The following is a 15,420-nucleotide window of genomic DNA, read 5'->3' on the forward strand; positions in this document are numbered from 1 at the left end:
CATGCCGTGTTAACTCCCTCCCCCTTGTGGGGAGGGTTGGGGAGGGGCCTTAAATCTCAATCCGGATAAATCCCTGCACTGGTCGGCGCCCCATCGTCATATTTCGCCAGCCAGTCGATCATGATCGGGCGGTTGCGGGTCAGGCCCTTGTAGTCGACGATTTCCGGTGGCAGGCTTTTGAGCACACGCGGCAGGCGGCGGCCCCATTTGGGGACGGTCACCAGTTCGTCGAGGCTGATCAGGTAGCAGCGGATGACGAAGAGGATGGCGTTGGAGCGTGGCAGGCGCCAGAGGCTCTGCAATTCGACGCGCAGATGCATCTTTTCGCCGACGTTTTCCGGTGTCACCGTCGTGCGGTCTGGTCCCCATTTGTGGTAGTTTTCCGGGGAGGTATCGAGCCGCGGATTGACCGTCATCGTCCAATTGAGGCGGCGGGTCGGCTTTCCCTGTTGCAGGTTCAAGAGGAACTTCAGCGCCCGGTCGAACACGCCGATCTGGTGGGCGAGCGGCACCGGCCCATGCCATTCCATGAAGTTCATGCCGATGTCGAAATCAAGCGACCAGTCGGCCTGGGTGGTGACCATGCCGGCATCCATCCAGAGATTGTTGTCGCGCTGGTCGACGATGCAGAAATCGCCCTGGGCCTGCCGGGTGATATATTCCATCGGCGGATAGGGCAAGGTCGATGGATCGCCGAACGTAAAGGTGTCGTCGATACCCATCGGCCGGTTGATCCAGCGCCAGCGGTCACCGTTCTTCTCCAGCGTGAAGTGCTCGGGATAATCCTGTGCCTGATGCTCCATCAAAAGCTCCAGCACATCCCATTGCGCCGCCATCATATGCGGCAAGGCCTGGCAGCGCAGCGGATCTTCCTTCAAGACCATCGCCCGGTCCTGCATCTCGGCAACATAGTGCTCGTCGACGTCGATCAGGTTTTCAAAGACGCTGTCCGCCTTGCCGCGGATATGCGGCTCCATGTTGACCGAATACATGTATTCGTCGCGGTCGAAGGGGAAGGGGAAACGCCTGATATTGTAGAGGCTGTTACGGAAGGTGAAGTCGTCGCGGAACGTTTCGCTCCTGAACGTGATGGTCATCTGTCCGGTCCCCTTGAGCTAGAGTTGAAGAACGAGTTGCTGGCCCTTGAACCGCGAGACGCAGATCATGACCTTCTTGCCAGACGCCTTTTCCTCGTCCGACAGGTAGATGTCGTTGTGCTGCAGCTTGCCGTCGCAGGAGGAGACTTCAGTCTCACACTGGCCACAGGCGCCGCCACGGCACATGTAGGGAGCGTCGCAGCCATGCGCTTCGGCCGCTTCCAGGATGCTCTGGTGCTCGCCGACAGTCATGTGGATGTTGGATTTTTCCAGGAAGACCTGGAACGGCAGACCAGTCGGCGGCGCCAGGAAACGTTCCGAATGCAGGTTTTCCTTCGGCCATCCTGCTTTCAGCGCGGTCATCAGCACGCCGTCGATCATCCCAGCGGGGCCGCAGACATAGAGATGCGTTCCAAGCGGCTGATTGTCGGCGATTTCGGCGACCGGGATGAAGGACTTCTCCTCGTCGACATAGATCTTGATCCGGCGCGGGCCGTAGCGATCCAGCAATTGCTGCCAATAGGCGCCGTGCGAACGGGAGCGGATGGCGTAGTGCAGTTCAAACGCGATGTTGTCGCGGCTGAACTGTTCCATCATGGCGATGAACGGCGTGATGCCGATGCCGCCGGCAAAGAGAATGTGCTTGCGGCCGCGATGATCCGGCGCGAACAGATTGACCGGTTGGCTGACGGTCAATTGATCGCCGGGCCGGACCTGTTCGTGCATGAAGATCGAGCCGCCGCGCGAATTCGGCACGCGGAGAACGCTGATTTCATAGGCGCTGTTGTCGTCGGGATTCGACATCAGCGAATAGGGATTGCGGCGCAAAAGGCCGTTGTCGTTCATCGAGACGACGACATGGGCGCCGCCGGAGAAGAACGGCATTGGATGTCCGTCCAATCGCTCGAAGCGGAAACGCTTGACCAGATCGGTCACCTGCGTCACCGCAGCGACCCTGACCGGCATATCGGTGTTGAGGCTCATGGGAACATCTCCTCCGGCGCAGGCGCCGTCCCCGGTTCTTCCGCATCGATATTGACGCCCTGGAACGCGCCGAGACGCCGGGAGTAATGATCGCGCACCAGCAGCGGCAGGCCGCAATGGGTGCAGGCGAACGGGCTGGTCGTCACATTATCGGTGATGCCCTTGCAGTGGACACACTGGACGCGCCGTGCTGTCGAGCCGCGATGCTCGGTATGGATCGAGTTGAAATCGATGCCGAATTCCAGCGCTACCTGCATGATCTGGCCAATGAAGCCTTCGGTACCGGCGATGTAGAGCCGCGTTCCCATCTGCGCCTGCTCAAGACAGGCGCGCAGGCGAAACAACAGCGGCTGAAGTGTTGGGGCCTGCCAGAAGACATCGGGTGACAGAGCCGAGAGGACTACGTCGTACGCTTTCGGCGCAGCGCCTGCGGCGAGATAGAGAATTTCTGATTTGGCCAGAAAATCCGTGTCTTTCAGTTCCACCTGAGCGGTGAGGGCCGCTGCCCCTTCGCCCTCGAGGACGAAGAGGTGACGTTTGGCGTGGGGATCGATGTCGAGCCCCTTGTATTCCGGCCGGCTTTTGATCCCTTGTACGAGCATGGCGTCAGCCCTGCGCCGTCCGTTTCGTCTTTTTCGGATCGTCGAAGGTGATCGTATGCGCGATGGCCGGGGCGTTGACGGTCTTTCCCTTCACCTCGAGCTTCGTACCCTGGACGGCATAGGGAACATCGACGCGCATGATCGCCATCGAGCGGTTGGTGAGCTTGGAATAGGACGGGCAGGTGATGACGCCGACCTTCTTGTCGCCGGCCCAGACCTCGTCGCCGAGATCGGTCGGGCCATCGGCTTCGACCAGCAGGCCGAAGATCTTGAAGCGCTCCTTGCCCTTCAGGCGGGCATGTTCCTCGGCGCCGCGGAAGCCGGTCTTGCCGGGGCTGACAGTGAAGTCGAGGCCGAGTTCCCACAGGCTGTCGCCCGGCTGTTCGTTGGCGAAAGGATACATCTGCGAGTTGTCGTAGGGGTAGAACAGCAGGTAGCTTTCGACGCGCAGCATGTCGAGAACGCTGAAGCAGACGGGGATGATGCCCATCGCCTTGCCTTCATCGACGATCCGGTCCCAGACCATGCCGGCATCCTGGCCGCGCACGAAGATTTCATAGCCCCGCTCACCGGTATAACCGGTGCGCGAGATCATCACCGGCGCGCCAAACAGCGTCGTCTGCATATGGTGGAAGTATTTGAGATCGCGAATGCCGGGCACGTATTTTTCGAGATAGTCGACAGCGAGCGGACCTTGCAGGGAGAGGTCGTGCAGGTCGTCATCGAACAGCACGGCGCAATTGCGGCCCTGCGCCTGCTTGACGATTTCCTCAAAGCCCGAGCCCGAGCCATGCACCAGCATCCAGGAGTTCGGGCCAGTGCGGTAGACGATGCAGTCATCGGTGAAATGGCCACGATCGTTGAGCATGCAGGCATAGACCGACTTGCCGGGATAGACCTTCGTCATGTCGCGGGTGGTGATGTATTCCAGGATGGCAATCGCATGCGGGCCAACGAGATGGACCTTCTTCAGGCCGGAGACATCCATGATGCCGGCCTTGGTGCGCACGGCGATGTGTTCTTCATAAATATCCTTGTCATAGGTCCAGGCGGTTCCCATGCCGCTCCAGTCCTCGAGGTTGGATCCCAATGCACGATGTCGGTCGCCCAAGGCGGAGAAACGCCAGCTAAGTGCCATGATTTGTTCCCTTATTTATTTCACTCTGTGGAAATAATTATTCCTGAGTATATTCGCGTTTTTGGGAACGGCAAGCCCGCGATGTGGATTTATCGCCGGAAAGTGCGGTGTCGCGAACGGCGAAAATCATGCCGCATTCGCGCTTCAGTAGGCAGGGCTGTAGGCATTCAACGCCGGAAAACCGCACTTTTCAAGTGGCGCAATCCTGCCGGAGGGCAGAAACGAAAATGCCCGGACAAGCGGTCCGGGCATCATGGGGGCAGGGATAAGGTGAGAATCAGGCAAGCACGCCTTCTTCCTTCATGGCGGCGGTAAACGACGCCCAGGCTTTTTGCGGGCTGAGGATACCATCAAGCGCATCAAGGCAGTGCTGCAGGGCGCGCCGGTAGGCAAGGCCACGGCGTCCCCGCCAACGGCGAAGAAACTCGACGGCATCCCAGGCGGTGGCGATGATATTTTCCTGGCTCTGTTTGATGATCACTCTGACGGGGGTTGGAAAGCGTTTGTAACTCACGTCGTCCTCATGCTGCTTTTAGAAATTGCAGCACCCAAACGCTCCGGATTCGAGAAGGTTCCATGAGGCGATTTATTTTGGAATCTGCTTTCGAAATGATGTTCCGATGCAGCCGATCCTTACCGTGTGCTCAGGAACTGCTCTATCCAGTCCGAGCCGATATTCCAGCGCCGCAAGACATCAAGCGGATCTTCCGCATCCAGCCTCGAACAGATGCGGTAGACCTCCAGAACCTCGGCGCTCATTTCTCCCTGGTGATGCAGGAACGTTGCGGCGGCATAGCGGGTGCGGCCGGACCATTCGATGCCGGGCGGCGTTCGGATCAGCTCCCAATTCCGGCGTGTCTCGTCGTCCATCTTGTGGCCGTCAGAACAGGCCGGGCGGCGCGGCGGCGCGGCGGTCAAGCTTGATGAAGGGACGCGGTACGATGCGGGCGCGTTTCATCATTTTCTGGTATTGCAGCTCGCGCAACGCGTAGATCTCCACCCAAAGGTCTTCGGTGAGGCGCGTGCCATAGGGGCGCGTCAGGCTGGCAATAGCGATATTGCGCTTGGCAAGCGGCGACCAGATGGCAGCGCTGACGAGGCCGGCTTCATGCTTTTTCCGGTGATAGATGATGGCGCCGTCAGCCGGAATATTGCCTTCAATTTCAAGGCCGACGAGCACATGCTTCAGAGTTTGATTCCGCCTTGCTTCAAGTATTGCTTTACGGCCATTGAAGTTGGGTTTCTCAGTATCGACCAGCCATTCCAGCCCGATCTCGTCCGGCATGCGGGCGCGGTCGGCCCGCAGCGCTGTTTCGGCGGTCATGAAATCGGCATTGGCAACGATGAAGCCGGCTTCGATGCGGGCGCGATTGAGCGCCGCATAGCCGATGGCGCGGATGCCATGGAGTTGACCCGCCGTCCAGAGACGATCCCAGAGGCTGAGAGCCGCTTCGGCCGGGACGAAAAGTTCGTAACCGAGGTCACCGGTAAAGCCGGTGCGCGAAATGGTGACCGAGCCATCCTCATGCGGGAAATCGGCAAGCTGGAAAGGTTTTAGCCGTTCGATACAGTCGAAGCCCGCGTTGGACAGGACGGCGAAGGATGTCGGGCCCTGCAAGGCGAGCCCTGCGATCTGCATCGTTTCTTCTTCGATCCCGACATCGAAGCCGATGGCGCTGTCGAGGAGCCAGGGCAGGTGGCGTTCCTGGCAGCAAAGACGGAACGTATCGGCAGACAAGCGGAACAGCGTGCCGTCATCGAGAACGTGGCCGTGGTCGTCGCACCAGGCGGTATAGTGGACGCGGCCGGTGCTGAGCTTGGCGACATTGCGGACGGTCAGGCGGTTGAGGTAACGTTCCGCATCCGGTCCGGCGATGCGGTATTTGACCATTGGCGAAATATCGAACAGCGCTGCCGTCGAGCGTATGGCGAAATATTCGAGTTCCTCGTCGAAAACGGAATGTGGCGCCTTATAGCCTGCCCAGGTGTACCAGTCGCTGGTTTCGCTGATTGCGGCGATGCGCGGATGGAACGGTGTTTCGAAGCGCGGCGTGGCGATATGGCCTTGCAGGGCGCGGCGGGTGTTCATCTCCAGCATCATGGTCTCTCCGAAAGGATGTGGCGAGCGGCCAGAAGTCCCGGCAGGCCGGAAATCCCGCCGCCCGGATGCGATCCGGCGCTGGCCAGATAGAGGCCGGACAATGGAGTCGCATAACCGGCAGCCGCGTTGACGGGGCGGTTTATCAGCAGCTGGTCAGCCTGCAATTCGCCGTGATGCCAGTGGCCGCCGGGAAGATTGTACTGTGTTTCCATATCGGCTGGCGTCATGAGATTGCTGGCGACAACGCTTTTCGACAGGCCGGGTGCATAGCGCTCCAGCGTTTCGAGGATGATCGCTTCGAAAGCCGGTTTGCCGCTCTCCCAGCCACCCTTGAGATCATAAGGTGCGAACTCGGCCAAAGCCGACAGCGTCGCCCCACCGGAGGGTGCGAGATCGGGGTTGGCGAGACTTGGCAGCGTGATCTCCAACACCGGATCGGTTGAGAATTCGCCATATTTGGCCGGATTGAAGGCGTCTTCGACATGGGCGATGGAGCGGGCGATAACGAGGCGGCCGCGATGATCGGCGCTTGAGACACCGGTAAAAGTCGGTGGCCGTTCCAGCGCCAGATCGAGCTTGGCGACATTGCCTTTGGAGCGGACGTTGCTGATCGAGCGCACGAAGCCGGTGCCGAGTTCGGCGGTGTCGCAGAGGCTGAGGAATGTCGCCTGCGGGTGGATGGCCGAGACGATGGCGGAAGCATTCAGTTGTTCGCCGGTGGAGAGAATGACGCCGGTTGCCGCGCCTCGGTCGGCGACAATGCGTGTGACATGGACACCGGTGCGGATGGTGACGCCTGCCGCTGCCGCCGCGTTTTCGAAGGCGGGGGCAAGCGTGGCCATACCGCCTTGCGGCACGTGTTGTGCGCCCGTTGCCCCATCGGTTTCGCCGGTCAGGCGATAATAGAGGCCAAGCAGCGAGGTCGGTGAGCGCGGCCCGAGGTGAATGCCAAGGGTGGCATCGAAGGCAACCAGGCCTTTCAACCGGTCGTCGCTCAGATATTCGTCGGCAACATCGGCGACGTTCATCAACAGCATGCGCAGGAAGTCGCGGCCTTCCTCGCGCCCCTTGGTGATGAGGCTGAAGCCCGCGCCGGCAAAGGTGCTGAGATCGCTCATTCCCACCTTGCCGATTTCCGGCGGACGGCGCTTGAGGAAACGCTTGAGAATTCCGGCCTGAAACACCAGCTTCTTGCGCATCGCCGCAAAGGCTTTCATTTCGGCCTGGCTGATGCCGTCGATGGTTTCGCCATAACCGCCGCGCAGCACGGCGTGTTTGCCGTCTGGCGAGAGCGCCACGGTCGGCAATGTTTCTGCTCTCCGGCCCTTGCTGTCGAGCTTGAGCAGCTTGGCGACATCCGGGTCGAGCCGGTTGACGATGTGGGCCAGGCCGGCCGAGCAGTAGCCCGGGTGGAATTCGAAGCCGCGCATCGCGCCGCCAGTGCTTTCGGCAGCCTCGAGCACAATGACCTTGCGGCCGTTCTGGGCGAGCAGGGTTGCGGCCGTCAGGCCGTTATGGCCGCCACCGATGACGATAGCGTCGAAGTTTGGGGCCTCGAAGGATGCCGGGCTGGTGGAGGCGGATGTCCGGGCTGGATCAGATGACGTCATGGGCCGGGCTCATTTCAGCGGGTTTCAGTTTCAGGTCACGCAGGATTTCAGCGGCGGCATTGCGGCCGGGTGCACCCATGACGCCGCCACCGGGATGGGTGGAGGAGCCGCAGAGATAGAGCCCGGGCACTGGCGAGCGGTATTGCGCGTAGCCAGGCACGGGGCGATTGAACAGCAGCTGGTCGAAGGTGAGTTCGCCCTGGAAGATATTGCCTTCCGTCAGGCCGACTTCCGTCTCGATTTCGTGGGGTGTGCGCACTTCCATGTGCAGGATGCGGTCGCGGAAGCCCGGGGAATAATCGGCGATCTGGCTGACGACCGTATCGGCAAAGGCATCGCGATCGGCGTCCGTCCAGTCGCGGCCTTCGATCTGCGGCGGACAATATTGCACGAAACAGCTCATGAAATGTTTGCCAGGCGGCGCCATGGTCGGATCAAGTGTTGTGGGGATCACCATGTCGACGAAGGGATCGGCGGAATAGCGTCCGGCTTTCCAGTCGTCGTAGGCGCGTTCCATCCGCTCCATCGAATCGGTGAAATGCAGGTCGCCGCGGATGCAGGACGAATTCTTCGGCAGGGCCGGAAATTCCGGCAGGCTGTCGAGCGCGATGTTGAGCTTGCCCGACGAGCCGCGCATCTTGAAATGCTTGACGCGGTGGACGAAGGTTTCGGGCAGGGCGTCTTCTTCGACCAGCTTCAAGAAGGTGCGCTTGACGTCGGCATTGGAGACCACGAGGTTGCCGCGCACTTCCTCGCCATCGGCAAGCACGACGCCGGTGGCGCGGCCGCTGCGGGTCATGACCCTTGCCACATCGGCGCCGGTGCGGATCGTGCCGCCGGATGCCTGGAAGGAGGAGGCGAGCGCTTGCGTCACCGCACCCATGCCGCCGCGGGCATAGCCCCAGGCGCCGACGGAGCCATCGACTTCGCCCATGTAATGATGCAGCAGCACATAGGCCGTGCCGGGCGACATCGCCCCAAGCGCGGTGCCGATGATGCCGGACAGGGCGAGATAGGCCTTGATCACATCGGTTTCGAAATACTCGTCGAGAAAATCGGAGATCGACATCGTCCAGAACCGCAAGGTCTGTGCCATGTCATGGGCCGAAAACTCGCCGAATTTCTTGCCGAGATAAAGCAGTTCGGAAATGTCCCGCGGCTTGAAGGAAAACGGATCGGGGGCTGTGCGCATCAACAGTGGCTGGATGAAGCGGCACTGGCGGGTGACGTCGCGGGCGTAGCGGTCATAGGCCTCCGCATCGCGCTTGGAATATCGGGCGAATTCGCGGCGATGGCTGTCATGATCGCGATAGGAGGCGATGTAATCGCCATCGCGGGTGAAGACGGCGCCGCCCTCATAGGCGATGACCTGCAGGCCATGTTTCGGCAATTCGAGATCGCGCATGATCTCCGGGCGGAACAGCGAGCAGACGTAGGAACAGTTCGAATAGAGGAAACCCGGCGTCAGTTCGCGGCTGGTGGCGGCGCCGCCGACCCAATCGTTCTTTTCAAGCACCAGCACATCGAGGCCGGCGCGCTGCAGATAGCAGGCTGCAACCAGGCCGTTATGGCCGCCTCCGATCATCACCACGTCGCATTTCTTCATAATGCCGTCTCCTTCGCAATGAAAAATCTGGCATGAAAAGCAGAATGTTGTCCAGATATATTGAATGAATATTCAGCAAGTATGTTGCAATCCTCTGATAATGCGATAGGATTTCGTGCCAGAGGTCGGGTAGCGGGAAGTGGGTATGCAGAAGGTTCTTGACATGGGGCGGCATTGTCCCGCTCATCGGTCCGATGAAAAACCGGGTGGGAGCATGTCATGACCGTTGCTCTCAGTCTGAAGGGCGAAAAGGTAACAGTCAGAATGAAGGTAGTGTCTGCGGCGGTGCAAGCTGGAGAGGGCGACAAGCGGGGCCGCAAGGCATCCAAGGAAACACGGCGCCAGCAGCTGGTCGAGGCGACCATCGATTCGCTTGCAAAGCGCGGCTATTCCGAGACGACACTTGCCGATGTTGCCGATGGCGCGGGCCTGTCGCGCGGCATCGTCAATTTTCATTTCGAAAGCAAGGAAAAGCTGCTGATCGCCACGCTGCAGTTCATGGCCGACGAATATGCGGCACATTGGGGTGCGGCGCTCGACAAGGCCGGTGAGGGGGCATCATCGCAGCTCTGGGCGCTGGTGGCGGCCGATTTCGACCGCAAGATCTGCACCAAGCGTAAGCTTGCCGCCTGGTGCGCCTTCTGGGGCGAGGCGAAATCGCGCCCGACCTATCAGGCGCTCTGCGGCGCTCGCGACACCAAGTATCAGGAACTGTTCATCGCGCTCTGCGCGAAACTGAAGGCTGAAGCTTCCTACACCTATGACGCCGAGACCATCGCGCTGGCTCTGAGTGCCATGATGGAGGGCCTGTGGTTCCGGCTGATGATGGGCGACGGGCTGACGCGCGAAAAGGCCCATGCCGCCGCGATCGAATATCTTGTCTCGGTGTTTCCGGGCCATATGACCCATGAGGGTCCGAAATAGGGAACAGCTGAAAACGGCGAAGGAGAACGGCATGCGGATAATGGGAATGGTCAGACATTTGGGCAGGGCCGCGGTGTTGGCTTCGCTACTTTCCGGCACGGCTGCACGCGCCGCCGACAATATAACCGTTTTCGACTGGTCCGGTTATGAAGATCCGGCCTTCCATCCGGCCTACACCGCCAAGCACGGTACGGAGCCGGATTTCAGCTTCTTCGGCGACGAGGAGGAGGCATTCCAGAAGCTTCGGTCCGGTTTCAAGGCGGATCTGGCCCATCCCTGTTCGCAGAGCGTCAACAAGTGGCGCGAGGCAGGTCTGCTGGAGCCGCTCGATACCTCGAAGCTGACCGTCTGGAACGATATCCTGCCCCGCATCAAGGACATGAAAGGGCTGATGACCTCGGACGATGGCAAGGCCTGGTTTCTGCCATTCGAGTGGGGCAACTCGGTCCTGACCTATCGCACCGATACCGTGAAGCCGGAGGAGATCCAGTCGCTGAAGGCATTCGCCGACCCGAAATTCAAGGACCGGGTGTCGATTGGCGACAGTGTTGATGATGCCTATGCACTGGCGAGCCTCGTCATCGGGCTGAAGGACTGGACGAAGATGACGGATGCGCAGTTCGCCGAGGCCTCCGCCTTCCTGCGCGAGGTTCACAAGAATGTCCGGCTCTACTGGACCGATTATACCGAGGTCAATCAGGCGATGGCGAGCGGCGAGGTGGATCTGGCCTGGGCCTGGAACGACACGGCGACCGTGCTGCAGAAGGATGGCATACCCGTGGAGATGAAGCGGGATACGGACGAGGGAATGTCGACCTGGGTCTGCGGCTATGTGCGGCTGAAGGGGGCTGAGGGCGACGAGGCCAAGGAATATGATTTCCTCAACGCGATCAGCGATCCCGCTGTCAGCGCCTATCTGGTGAATGACTGGGGTTACGGCCATGCCAATGCCAAGGGCATGGCGGCGATGGACCCACAAGTGCTGACGGCGAAGGGCTATGCCGATGTCGATAAATTCGTCGACAAGACGCTGTTCCAGTCGCCGATGCCGACCGAGCTTCATCAGAAGATGATTGCCGAATTCGAGAAGATCAAGGCGGGCTATTGAGCGGCTATGATGCAGATGTGATCGTCGCCGGGGCCGGTTTTTCCGGCCTTTCGGCGGCGGATGCGCTGGTTTCGGCCGGGCTCGACGTGATCGTTCTCGAGGCCCGCGATCGTGTCGGCGGCAGGGTCGAGGCGATGGCTTTTGCCGATGGTGTGGCGATCGATACCGGCGGTCAGTTCATCTGTGATGAAATGCCGAACGTGATGGCGCTGACGCGGCGGTTCAGTTTACCCCTGGTGGAAACGCCGCTGGAGGGCAATTTCCTGGTCCAGCCACAGGCTTTCGCCGAGACCGGTTCGTCCTTTGCTGAATCCGGCCGTATCCGCGCCCGGGCCAACCGGATCGACCCACGTGATCCGGGTATTGCCGGGTTGACGGCGGGTGAGTGGCTTGCCCGCCAGAATGATCCTCCGGGTGCGAAGGCCAGCTATCAGGCGATGGTCGAAGGACTCTGGTGCCGGGCGATTGGGGAGATCCCGCTGTGGTACCTGATCGACAATGACCGGCGCACGATCAGCAATGGCAACGAGCTGCAGTATTTCGCTGAGGGTACGATCCATGCGGCAGCCGAGGCTTTGGCCGTTACACTCGGCCAGCGTCTGCGGCTGGAAACGCCTGTGGTTGGCGTGGCGCGCAGAGATGGGGCGGTTTCGGTGACAACCGGTAAGGGCGACGTGCTGACGGCGCGGCAGGTGATCATTGCGGTGCCGCCGGTGATGGCATCGCGTATCGCACATGAACCCGATCTGCCGCAACCGTTGGCCGGGGCTTTGGGTGTTTGGCAGAGCGGCACGGTGATCAAGGCGCTGGTGCGCTATAAGCGGCCGTTCTGGCGGGAGCGCGGTTTGAGCGGCATGATCATGTGGCGCGATACGCTCGGGCTTTTTGCCTGCGATGTCAGCAGCGTGCAGGCAACGGCTCTGGTGATCTTCGCAGGCGGTCCGCTTGCCGCCGCATGGAGTGCGAAAGGGCGGGCGTTCATCGAGGCTGAAATCCGCCGGCGGCTGGTGGAGGCGCTGGGGGCGGAGGCGGCTGATGTAGCGGGCCTGTTGATCCGTGACTGGGTGGACGACCCGTGGAGCGGCGGCGGTTACAGCGATGTGATCAGCGATCTCCAAGCTTATGATGCCGAGGATATTCTCCGCGCCGGTCTGCCGCCGGTGCATTTTGCCTCGTCGGAACTCGCATCGTCATTTCCCGCCTATATTGAGGGCGCGATTGTCGCCGGGCGCGAAGCGGCGGCGCGGGTCATCGCCGCGCTCTAACTGGCCATTGCCACCAACGCATCCGGATCGTAGGCGAGCCGGATGGGCGCGCCGACTGGAATGTCGTCGGCGCCGAAATTGTTGGTCTCCGAAACCGACAACGGTTTTTCCAGCCCGGGTACCTCGACGATCAGGTGGGTGATCTCGCCGAAATAATGCCGGTCGACCACATGGCCGGTGACCTCGCAATCCGCCTTGGCGTCGTCCCAGAGAACCCGCAGGCGTTCCGGCCGGATGCCGATGGTTGCCTGGCCGTTGCTGGCGGTAAAACCCTTGGGCTTGGCGATGGTGACATTGCCGAAGCGGGTGGTTTCGACGGAGAGATTGACGGCGCTTTCACTGGTGATTTTCGCCTGCATGAAATTCATACCGCCCAGGAAGTCGGCGACCTGCCGGGTGAGGGGATGCTGGTAGATCTCCTTCGGCGTCGCCACCTGCGCGATCCGGCCGCCGAACATAACAGCGATCCGGTCCGACATCGCAAGGGCTTCATATTGATCGTGCGTGACCAGGACGAAGGTAATGCCGACGGCCTTTTGCAGGGTACGCAGTTCGACCTGCATTTCCTCGCGCAGCTTCTTGTCGAGCGCAGACAGCGGCTCATCGAGCAAAAGCACTTTTGGCCGCATCACCAGTGCTCTGGCAAGGGCGACACGCTGGCGCTGGCCGCCTGAAAGCTCGTGGGCCTTGCGCTTGCCAAGATGGGCAAGCCGCACCTGTTCCAGTGCATTGCCGATGCGTCGGCGCTCGTCGTCGGCGTCCAGCTTCAGACGCTTCAAACCGTAGCCGACATTTTCCTCGACATTCAAATGCGGAAAGATCGCGTAATTCTGGAAGACCATATTGGTCGGCCGCTTGTTGGGTGGCAGGCCGATGGCCGATTGGCCGTCGATGCGGATATCGCCGGATGTCGGTGTATCGAAACCGGCGATCGAGCGTAAGAGCGTGGTCTTGCCGCAGCCCGAAGGGCCGAGCAGCGAGAAAAATTCGCCAGCGGCAATATCGAGGCTGACATCATCGAGCGCCCGGTAGATGCCGTAGTAGCGGCTGACGGCATCGATCTCTATCATGGGTGTATCAGCCATGGACGGAGGCTCCAGCTTTGAGGCGGTTTTCCGCGCGGCGGCGCAGGATTTCAGCGATGGTGATGAGGATGATTGATAGTGCGATCATCAGGCTTCCAAGCGCCAGAACGCCCGGCAGCTTGGCGGCGAAACGCAGCTGCCCCCAGATATAGACCGGCAGTGTCGGCTCGGTGCCGGACAGGAAGAAGGCGAGGATGAACTCGTCCAGCGAGATGGTGAAAGAGACCAGCAGGCTGGAAATGATCGCCGGCGCCACCACCGGCAGCGTCACCCGGCGGAAGGTGCCGATGGCGGTTTCGCCGAGATCGAGCGAGGCTTCTTCCAGCGAGCGGTCGAAGCCATCGAAGCCGGAGATCAGCACCGACAGCGCATAGGGCAGACAGAAAACGGTCTGGCCGAGAATGACGGTCGCCAGCGATAATTCGATGCCGAGTTGCAGCACGATCATCAGCAGGGATACCGCGACGATGATTTCCGGCAGGAACAGCGGCGCCATCAACAGGCCTGTTGCCGCGTGTTGTCCGCGGAATTTGTAGCGGGTGACGGCGCGGGCGGCGCAGATGGCAAGGCCGGTCGAGAGGACGGAAACGCAGATGCCGACGATCAGGCTGTTGCGCGCCGCCACAAGCATGGCCGTATTGCCCCAGAGCGAGGCGTACCATTTGGTGGTGAAACCGGCGAGCGGGAAAGTGGTGGACGCCGCATCATTGAACGAGAAGATCGGCAGAAGCAGGATCGGCAGATAGAGAAAGCCGAGGTAAACCGTCACGTAAGCCGGGAGCCAGCGGGATTTTCGAATGCCGTGACGACCGCTCATTTGATCCGCCTCACGAAGAGTTTCAATGCCAGCACCATGCAGCCGGCCATCGCCGAGACAATGACCATGGTGGTGACGGACAGGGCGGCGCCGAGCGGCCAGTTGGCGCCCTTGCCGAACTGCGCCTGGATGGCGGTTGCGATCATCACGCCATCCTTGCCGCCCACCAGTTTTGGCGTGACGTAATCGCCGACTGTCGGGATCATCACGATCAGAAAGGCTGAAATGACGCCGGGCAGCGACAGCGGAAGCGTGACGCGCAAGAAGCTCCAGAGCTTGTTGTCGCCGAGATCATGCGCCGCTTCGATCAGCGAACGGTCGATCTTCTCCAGCGACACATAGATCGGGAGGATGGCAAACGCCGCCCAGCTGTGGACAAGCGTGATGATCACGGCGTTGGAATTGTAGAGCAGGGAGGCAACCGGCTTGTCGATGAGTCCGGTTGACATCAGCCCGGTGTTGAGCACGCCCTGATAGCCAAGAATGACCTTCCACGACATGACGCGCAGCAGATAGCTGGTCCAACAGGGCACGGTGATCAGGAAGAGCCAGAGGTTCTTGTGAACACCGCCATGGAAGGAAATGAACCAGGCGACCGGGTAGGAGAAGACAACCGTGATGACGCTGACGGCAAGCGAGATGGTGAGGGAGCGCCAGAGCAGGTCGCGGTAGATCGGCTCCGTCAGCGCGATGCGGTAATTTTCAAGAGTGAAGCTGCGGTCGATGGTGAGATAATCTTGCGACCAGAAACTGTAGGCGATGACGATGAGAACCGGCAGGAAGAGCAGCGCCAGCGCATAGAGCAGGGTTGGTGAGATCAGCGTCAGGCCCTTTGCCTCGTCGCTGGATGTCCATCGGCGGCGGCCGGCAACGGATCGTCTGTTCTCCGTTTCAATGGAGCCCGGCAACGCCACCATCAGCGCCGCCTTTCCGGCGCGATGCCGGTACAACAGTGAAAAGTGAGGGATCGTATCATGCTGTCCGTCCCTGGCGGTTTTCCGCCTGTTCTTTGTTCCCGCTGACAGAATGAGCGCAAAACAGGATTGAACGCAAGTGTTTTTTCTGCCAATATTGATTGAACGG

General features: G+C 60.6%; 15 protein-coding genes. 3 read left to right on the forward strand and 12 right to left on the reverse strand.

What is annotated here, in order from left to right:
- Positions 1–56 precede the first annotated feature (56 nt).
- The 9 genes from ASD36_RS20050 to ASD36_RS20090 all read right to left on the reverse strand — a co-directional run bounded on the left by ASD36_RS20050 (position 57) and on the right by ASD36_RS20090 (position 9,138).
- On the reverse strand, positions 57–1,097 hold the full coding sequence (locus tag ASD36_RS20050) for a DUF3445 domain-containing protein (protein ID WP_060506644.1): 1,041 nt from the start codon (positions 1,095–1,097) through the stop codon (positions 57–59).
- An 18-nt stretch (positions 1,098–1,115) separates the two neighbouring features.
- Positions 1,116–2,081, reverse strand: a complete 966-nt coding sequence (locus tag ASD36_RS20055) for a PDR/VanB family oxidoreductase (protein ID WP_060506645.1) — start codon at positions 2,079–2,081, stop codon at positions 1,116–1,118.
- The gene (locus ASD36_RS20060) at positions 2,078–2,683 is read right to left on the reverse strand and encodes a dimethylamine monooxygenase subunit DmmA family protein (RefSeq protein ID WP_060506646.1); all 606 of its coding nucleotides are present in this window, start codon (positions 2,681–2,683) and stop codon (positions 2,078–2,080) included. The genes ASD36_RS20055 and ASD36_RS20060 overlap by 4 nt, the downstream gene beginning before the upstream one ends.
- A gap of 4 nt (positions 2,684–2,687) precedes the next feature.
- Positions 2,688–3,821 carry an aminomethyltransferase family protein gene (locus tag ASD36_RS20065; RefSeq protein WP_060506647.1) on the reverse strand — a complete coding sequence of 378 codons (1,134 nt, stop codon included), beginning with the start codon at positions 3,819–3,821 and terminating at the stop codon, positions 2,688–2,690.
- A gap of 277 nt (positions 3,822–4,098) precedes the next feature.
- Positions 4,099–4,335 carry a DUF982 domain-containing protein gene (locus ASD36_RS20070; RefSeq protein ID WP_060506648.1) on the reverse strand — a complete coding sequence of 79 codons (237 nt, stop codon included), beginning with the start codon at positions 4,333–4,335 and terminating at the stop codon, positions 4,099–4,101.
- Positions 4,336–4,454: 119 nt separating this feature from the next.
- Entirely contained in the window at positions 4,455–4,691 is a 237-nt protein-coding gene (locus ASD36_RS20075) for a hypothetical protein (RefSeq protein ID WP_060506789.1), read from the reverse strand.
- A 10-nt stretch (positions 4,692–4,701) separates the two neighbouring features.
- The gene (locus tag ASD36_RS20080; protein ID WP_244489864.1) at positions 4,702–5,919 is read right to left on the reverse strand and encodes an aminomethyltransferase family protein; all 1,218 of its coding nucleotides are present in this window, start codon (positions 5,917–5,919) and stop codon (positions 4,702–4,704) included.
- On the reverse strand, positions 5,919–7,532 hold the full coding sequence (locus ASD36_RS20085) for an NAD(P)/FAD-dependent oxidoreductase (protein WP_082562845.1): 1,614 nt from the start codon (positions 7,530–7,532) through the stop codon (positions 5,919–5,921). Before ASD36_RS20085 ends, ASD36_RS20080 begins: the two co-directional genes overlap by 1 nt.
- Positions 7,519–9,138: an NAD(P)/FAD-dependent oxidoreductase gene (locus ASD36_RS20090; protein WP_060506650.1), complete on the reverse strand. Its 1,620-nt coding sequence runs from the start codon at positions 9,136–9,138 to the stop codon at positions 7,519–7,521. The genes ASD36_RS20085 and ASD36_RS20090 overlap by 14 nt, the downstream gene beginning before the upstream one ends.
- A 264-nt stretch (positions 9,139–9,402) precedes the next feature.
- Here ASD36_RS20090 and ASD36_RS20095 point away from each other — a divergent pair, with 264 nt between their 5' ends.
- The 3 genes from ASD36_RS20095 to ASD36_RS20105 are packed head-to-tail and all read left to right on the forward strand — an operon-like array spanning position 9,403 to position 12,435.
- On the forward strand, positions 9,403–10,062 hold the full coding sequence (locus ASD36_RS20095; RefSeq protein ID WP_060506790.1) for a TetR family transcriptional regulator C-terminal domain-containing protein: 660 nt from the start codon (positions 9,403–9,405) through the stop codon (positions 10,060–10,062).
- Positions 10,063–10,108: 46 nt separating this feature from the next.
- On the forward strand, positions 10,109–11,170 hold the full coding sequence (locus tag ASD36_RS20100; protein ID WP_112834586.1) for an extracellular solute-binding protein: 1,062 nt from the start codon (positions 10,109–10,111) through the stop codon (positions 11,168–11,170).
- Positions 11,167–12,435, forward strand: a complete 1,269-nt coding sequence (locus ASD36_RS20105) for an FAD-dependent oxidoreductase (RefSeq protein WP_060506652.1) — start codon at positions 11,167–11,169, stop codon at positions 12,433–12,435. Before ASD36_RS20100 ends, ASD36_RS20105 begins: the two co-directional genes overlap by 4 nt.
- Here the strand turns inward: ASD36_RS20105 and ASD36_RS20110 are convergent.
- Genes ASD36_RS20110 through ASD36_RS20120 form a run of 3 tightly spaced genes read right to left on the reverse strand, consistent with a single transcriptional unit; the run spans position 12,432 to position 15,254 of the window.
- The gene (locus ASD36_RS20110) at positions 12,432–13,505 is read right to left on the reverse strand and encodes an ABC transporter ATP-binding protein (RefSeq protein ID WP_060506791.1); all 1,074 of its coding nucleotides are present in this window, start codon (positions 13,503–13,505) and stop codon (positions 12,432–12,434) included. The two genes, ASD36_RS20105 and ASD36_RS20110, sit on opposite strands and share 4 nt — an antisense overlap.
- Positions 13,506–13,512: 7 nt before the next feature.
- The gene (locus ASD36_RS20115) at positions 13,513–14,337 is read right to left on the reverse strand and encodes an ABC transporter permease (protein ID WP_060506653.1); all 825 of its coding nucleotides are present in this window, start codon (positions 14,335–14,337) and stop codon (positions 13,513–13,515) included.
- Positions 14,334–15,254, reverse strand: coding sequence for an ABC transporter permease (locus ASD36_RS20120; RefSeq protein WP_082512316.1), 921 nt, complete (start codon positions 15,252–15,254; stop codon positions 14,334–14,336). Before ASD36_RS20120 ends, ASD36_RS20115 begins: the two co-directional genes overlap by 4 nt.
- Between the last annotated feature and the right edge of the window lie 166 nt (positions 15,255–15,420).

Source organism: Rhizobium sp. Root1334, assembly GCF_001426665.1.
In the GTDB taxonomy this organism is placed as follows: domain Bacteria; phylum Pseudomonadota; class Alphaproteobacteria; order Rhizobiales; family Rhizobiaceae; genus Pararhizobium.

Bases quoted from the DNA above. Each gene is read 5' to 3' on its own strand.
- ASD36_RS20090 (WP_060506650.1), bottom strand. From the start codon at position 9,138: ATGAAGAAATGCGACGTGGTGATGATCGGAGGCGGCCATAACGGCCTG.
- ASD36_RS20060 (WP_060506646.1), bottom strand. From the start codon at position 2,683: ATGCTCGTACAAGGGATCAAAAGCCGGCCGGAATACAAGGGGCTCGAC.
- ASD36_RS20085 (WP_082562845.1), bottom strand. From the start codon at position 7,532: ATGACGTCATCTGATCCAGCCCGGACATCCGCCTCCACCAGCCCGGCA.
- ASD36_RS20050 (WP_060506644.1), bottom strand. From the start codon at position 1,097: ATGACCATCACGTTCAGGAGCGAAACGTTCCGCGACGACTTCACCTTC.
- ASD36_RS20080 (WP_244489864.1), bottom strand. From the start codon at position 5,919: ATGCTGGAGATGAACACCCGCCGCGCCCTGCAAGGCCATATCGCCACG.
- ASD36_RS20120 (WP_082512316.1), bottom strand. From the start codon at position 15,254: ATGGTGGCGTTGCCGGGCTCCATTGAAACGGAGAACAGACGATCCGTT.
- ASD36_RS20055 (WP_060506645.1), bottom strand. From the start codon at position 2,081: ATGAGCCTCAACACCGATATGCCGGTCAGGGTCGCTGCGGTGACGCAG.
- ASD36_RS20110 (WP_060506791.1), bottom strand. From the start codon at position 13,505: ATGATAGAGATCGATGCCGTCAGCCGCTACTACGGCATCTACCGGGCG.
- ASD36_RS20100 (WP_112834586.1), top strand. From the start codon at position 10,109: ATGGTCAGACATTTGGGCAGGGCCGCGGTGTTGGCTTCGCTACTTTCC.
- ASD36_RS20075 (WP_060506789.1), bottom strand. From the start codon at position 4,691: ATGGACGACGAGACACGCCGGAATTGGGAGCTGATCCGAACGCCGCCC.
- ASD36_RS20065 (WP_060506647.1), bottom strand. From the start codon at position 3,821: ATGGCACTTAGCTGGCGTTTCTCCGCCTTGGGCGACCGACATCGTGCA.
- ASD36_RS20115 (WP_060506653.1), bottom strand. From the start codon at position 14,337: ATGAGCGGTCGTCACGGCATTCGAAAATCCCGCTGGCTCCCGGCTTAC.
- ASD36_RS20095 (WP_060506790.1), top strand. From the start codon at position 9,403: ATGAAGGTAGTGTCTGCGGCGGTGCAAGCTGGAGAGGGCGACAAGCGG.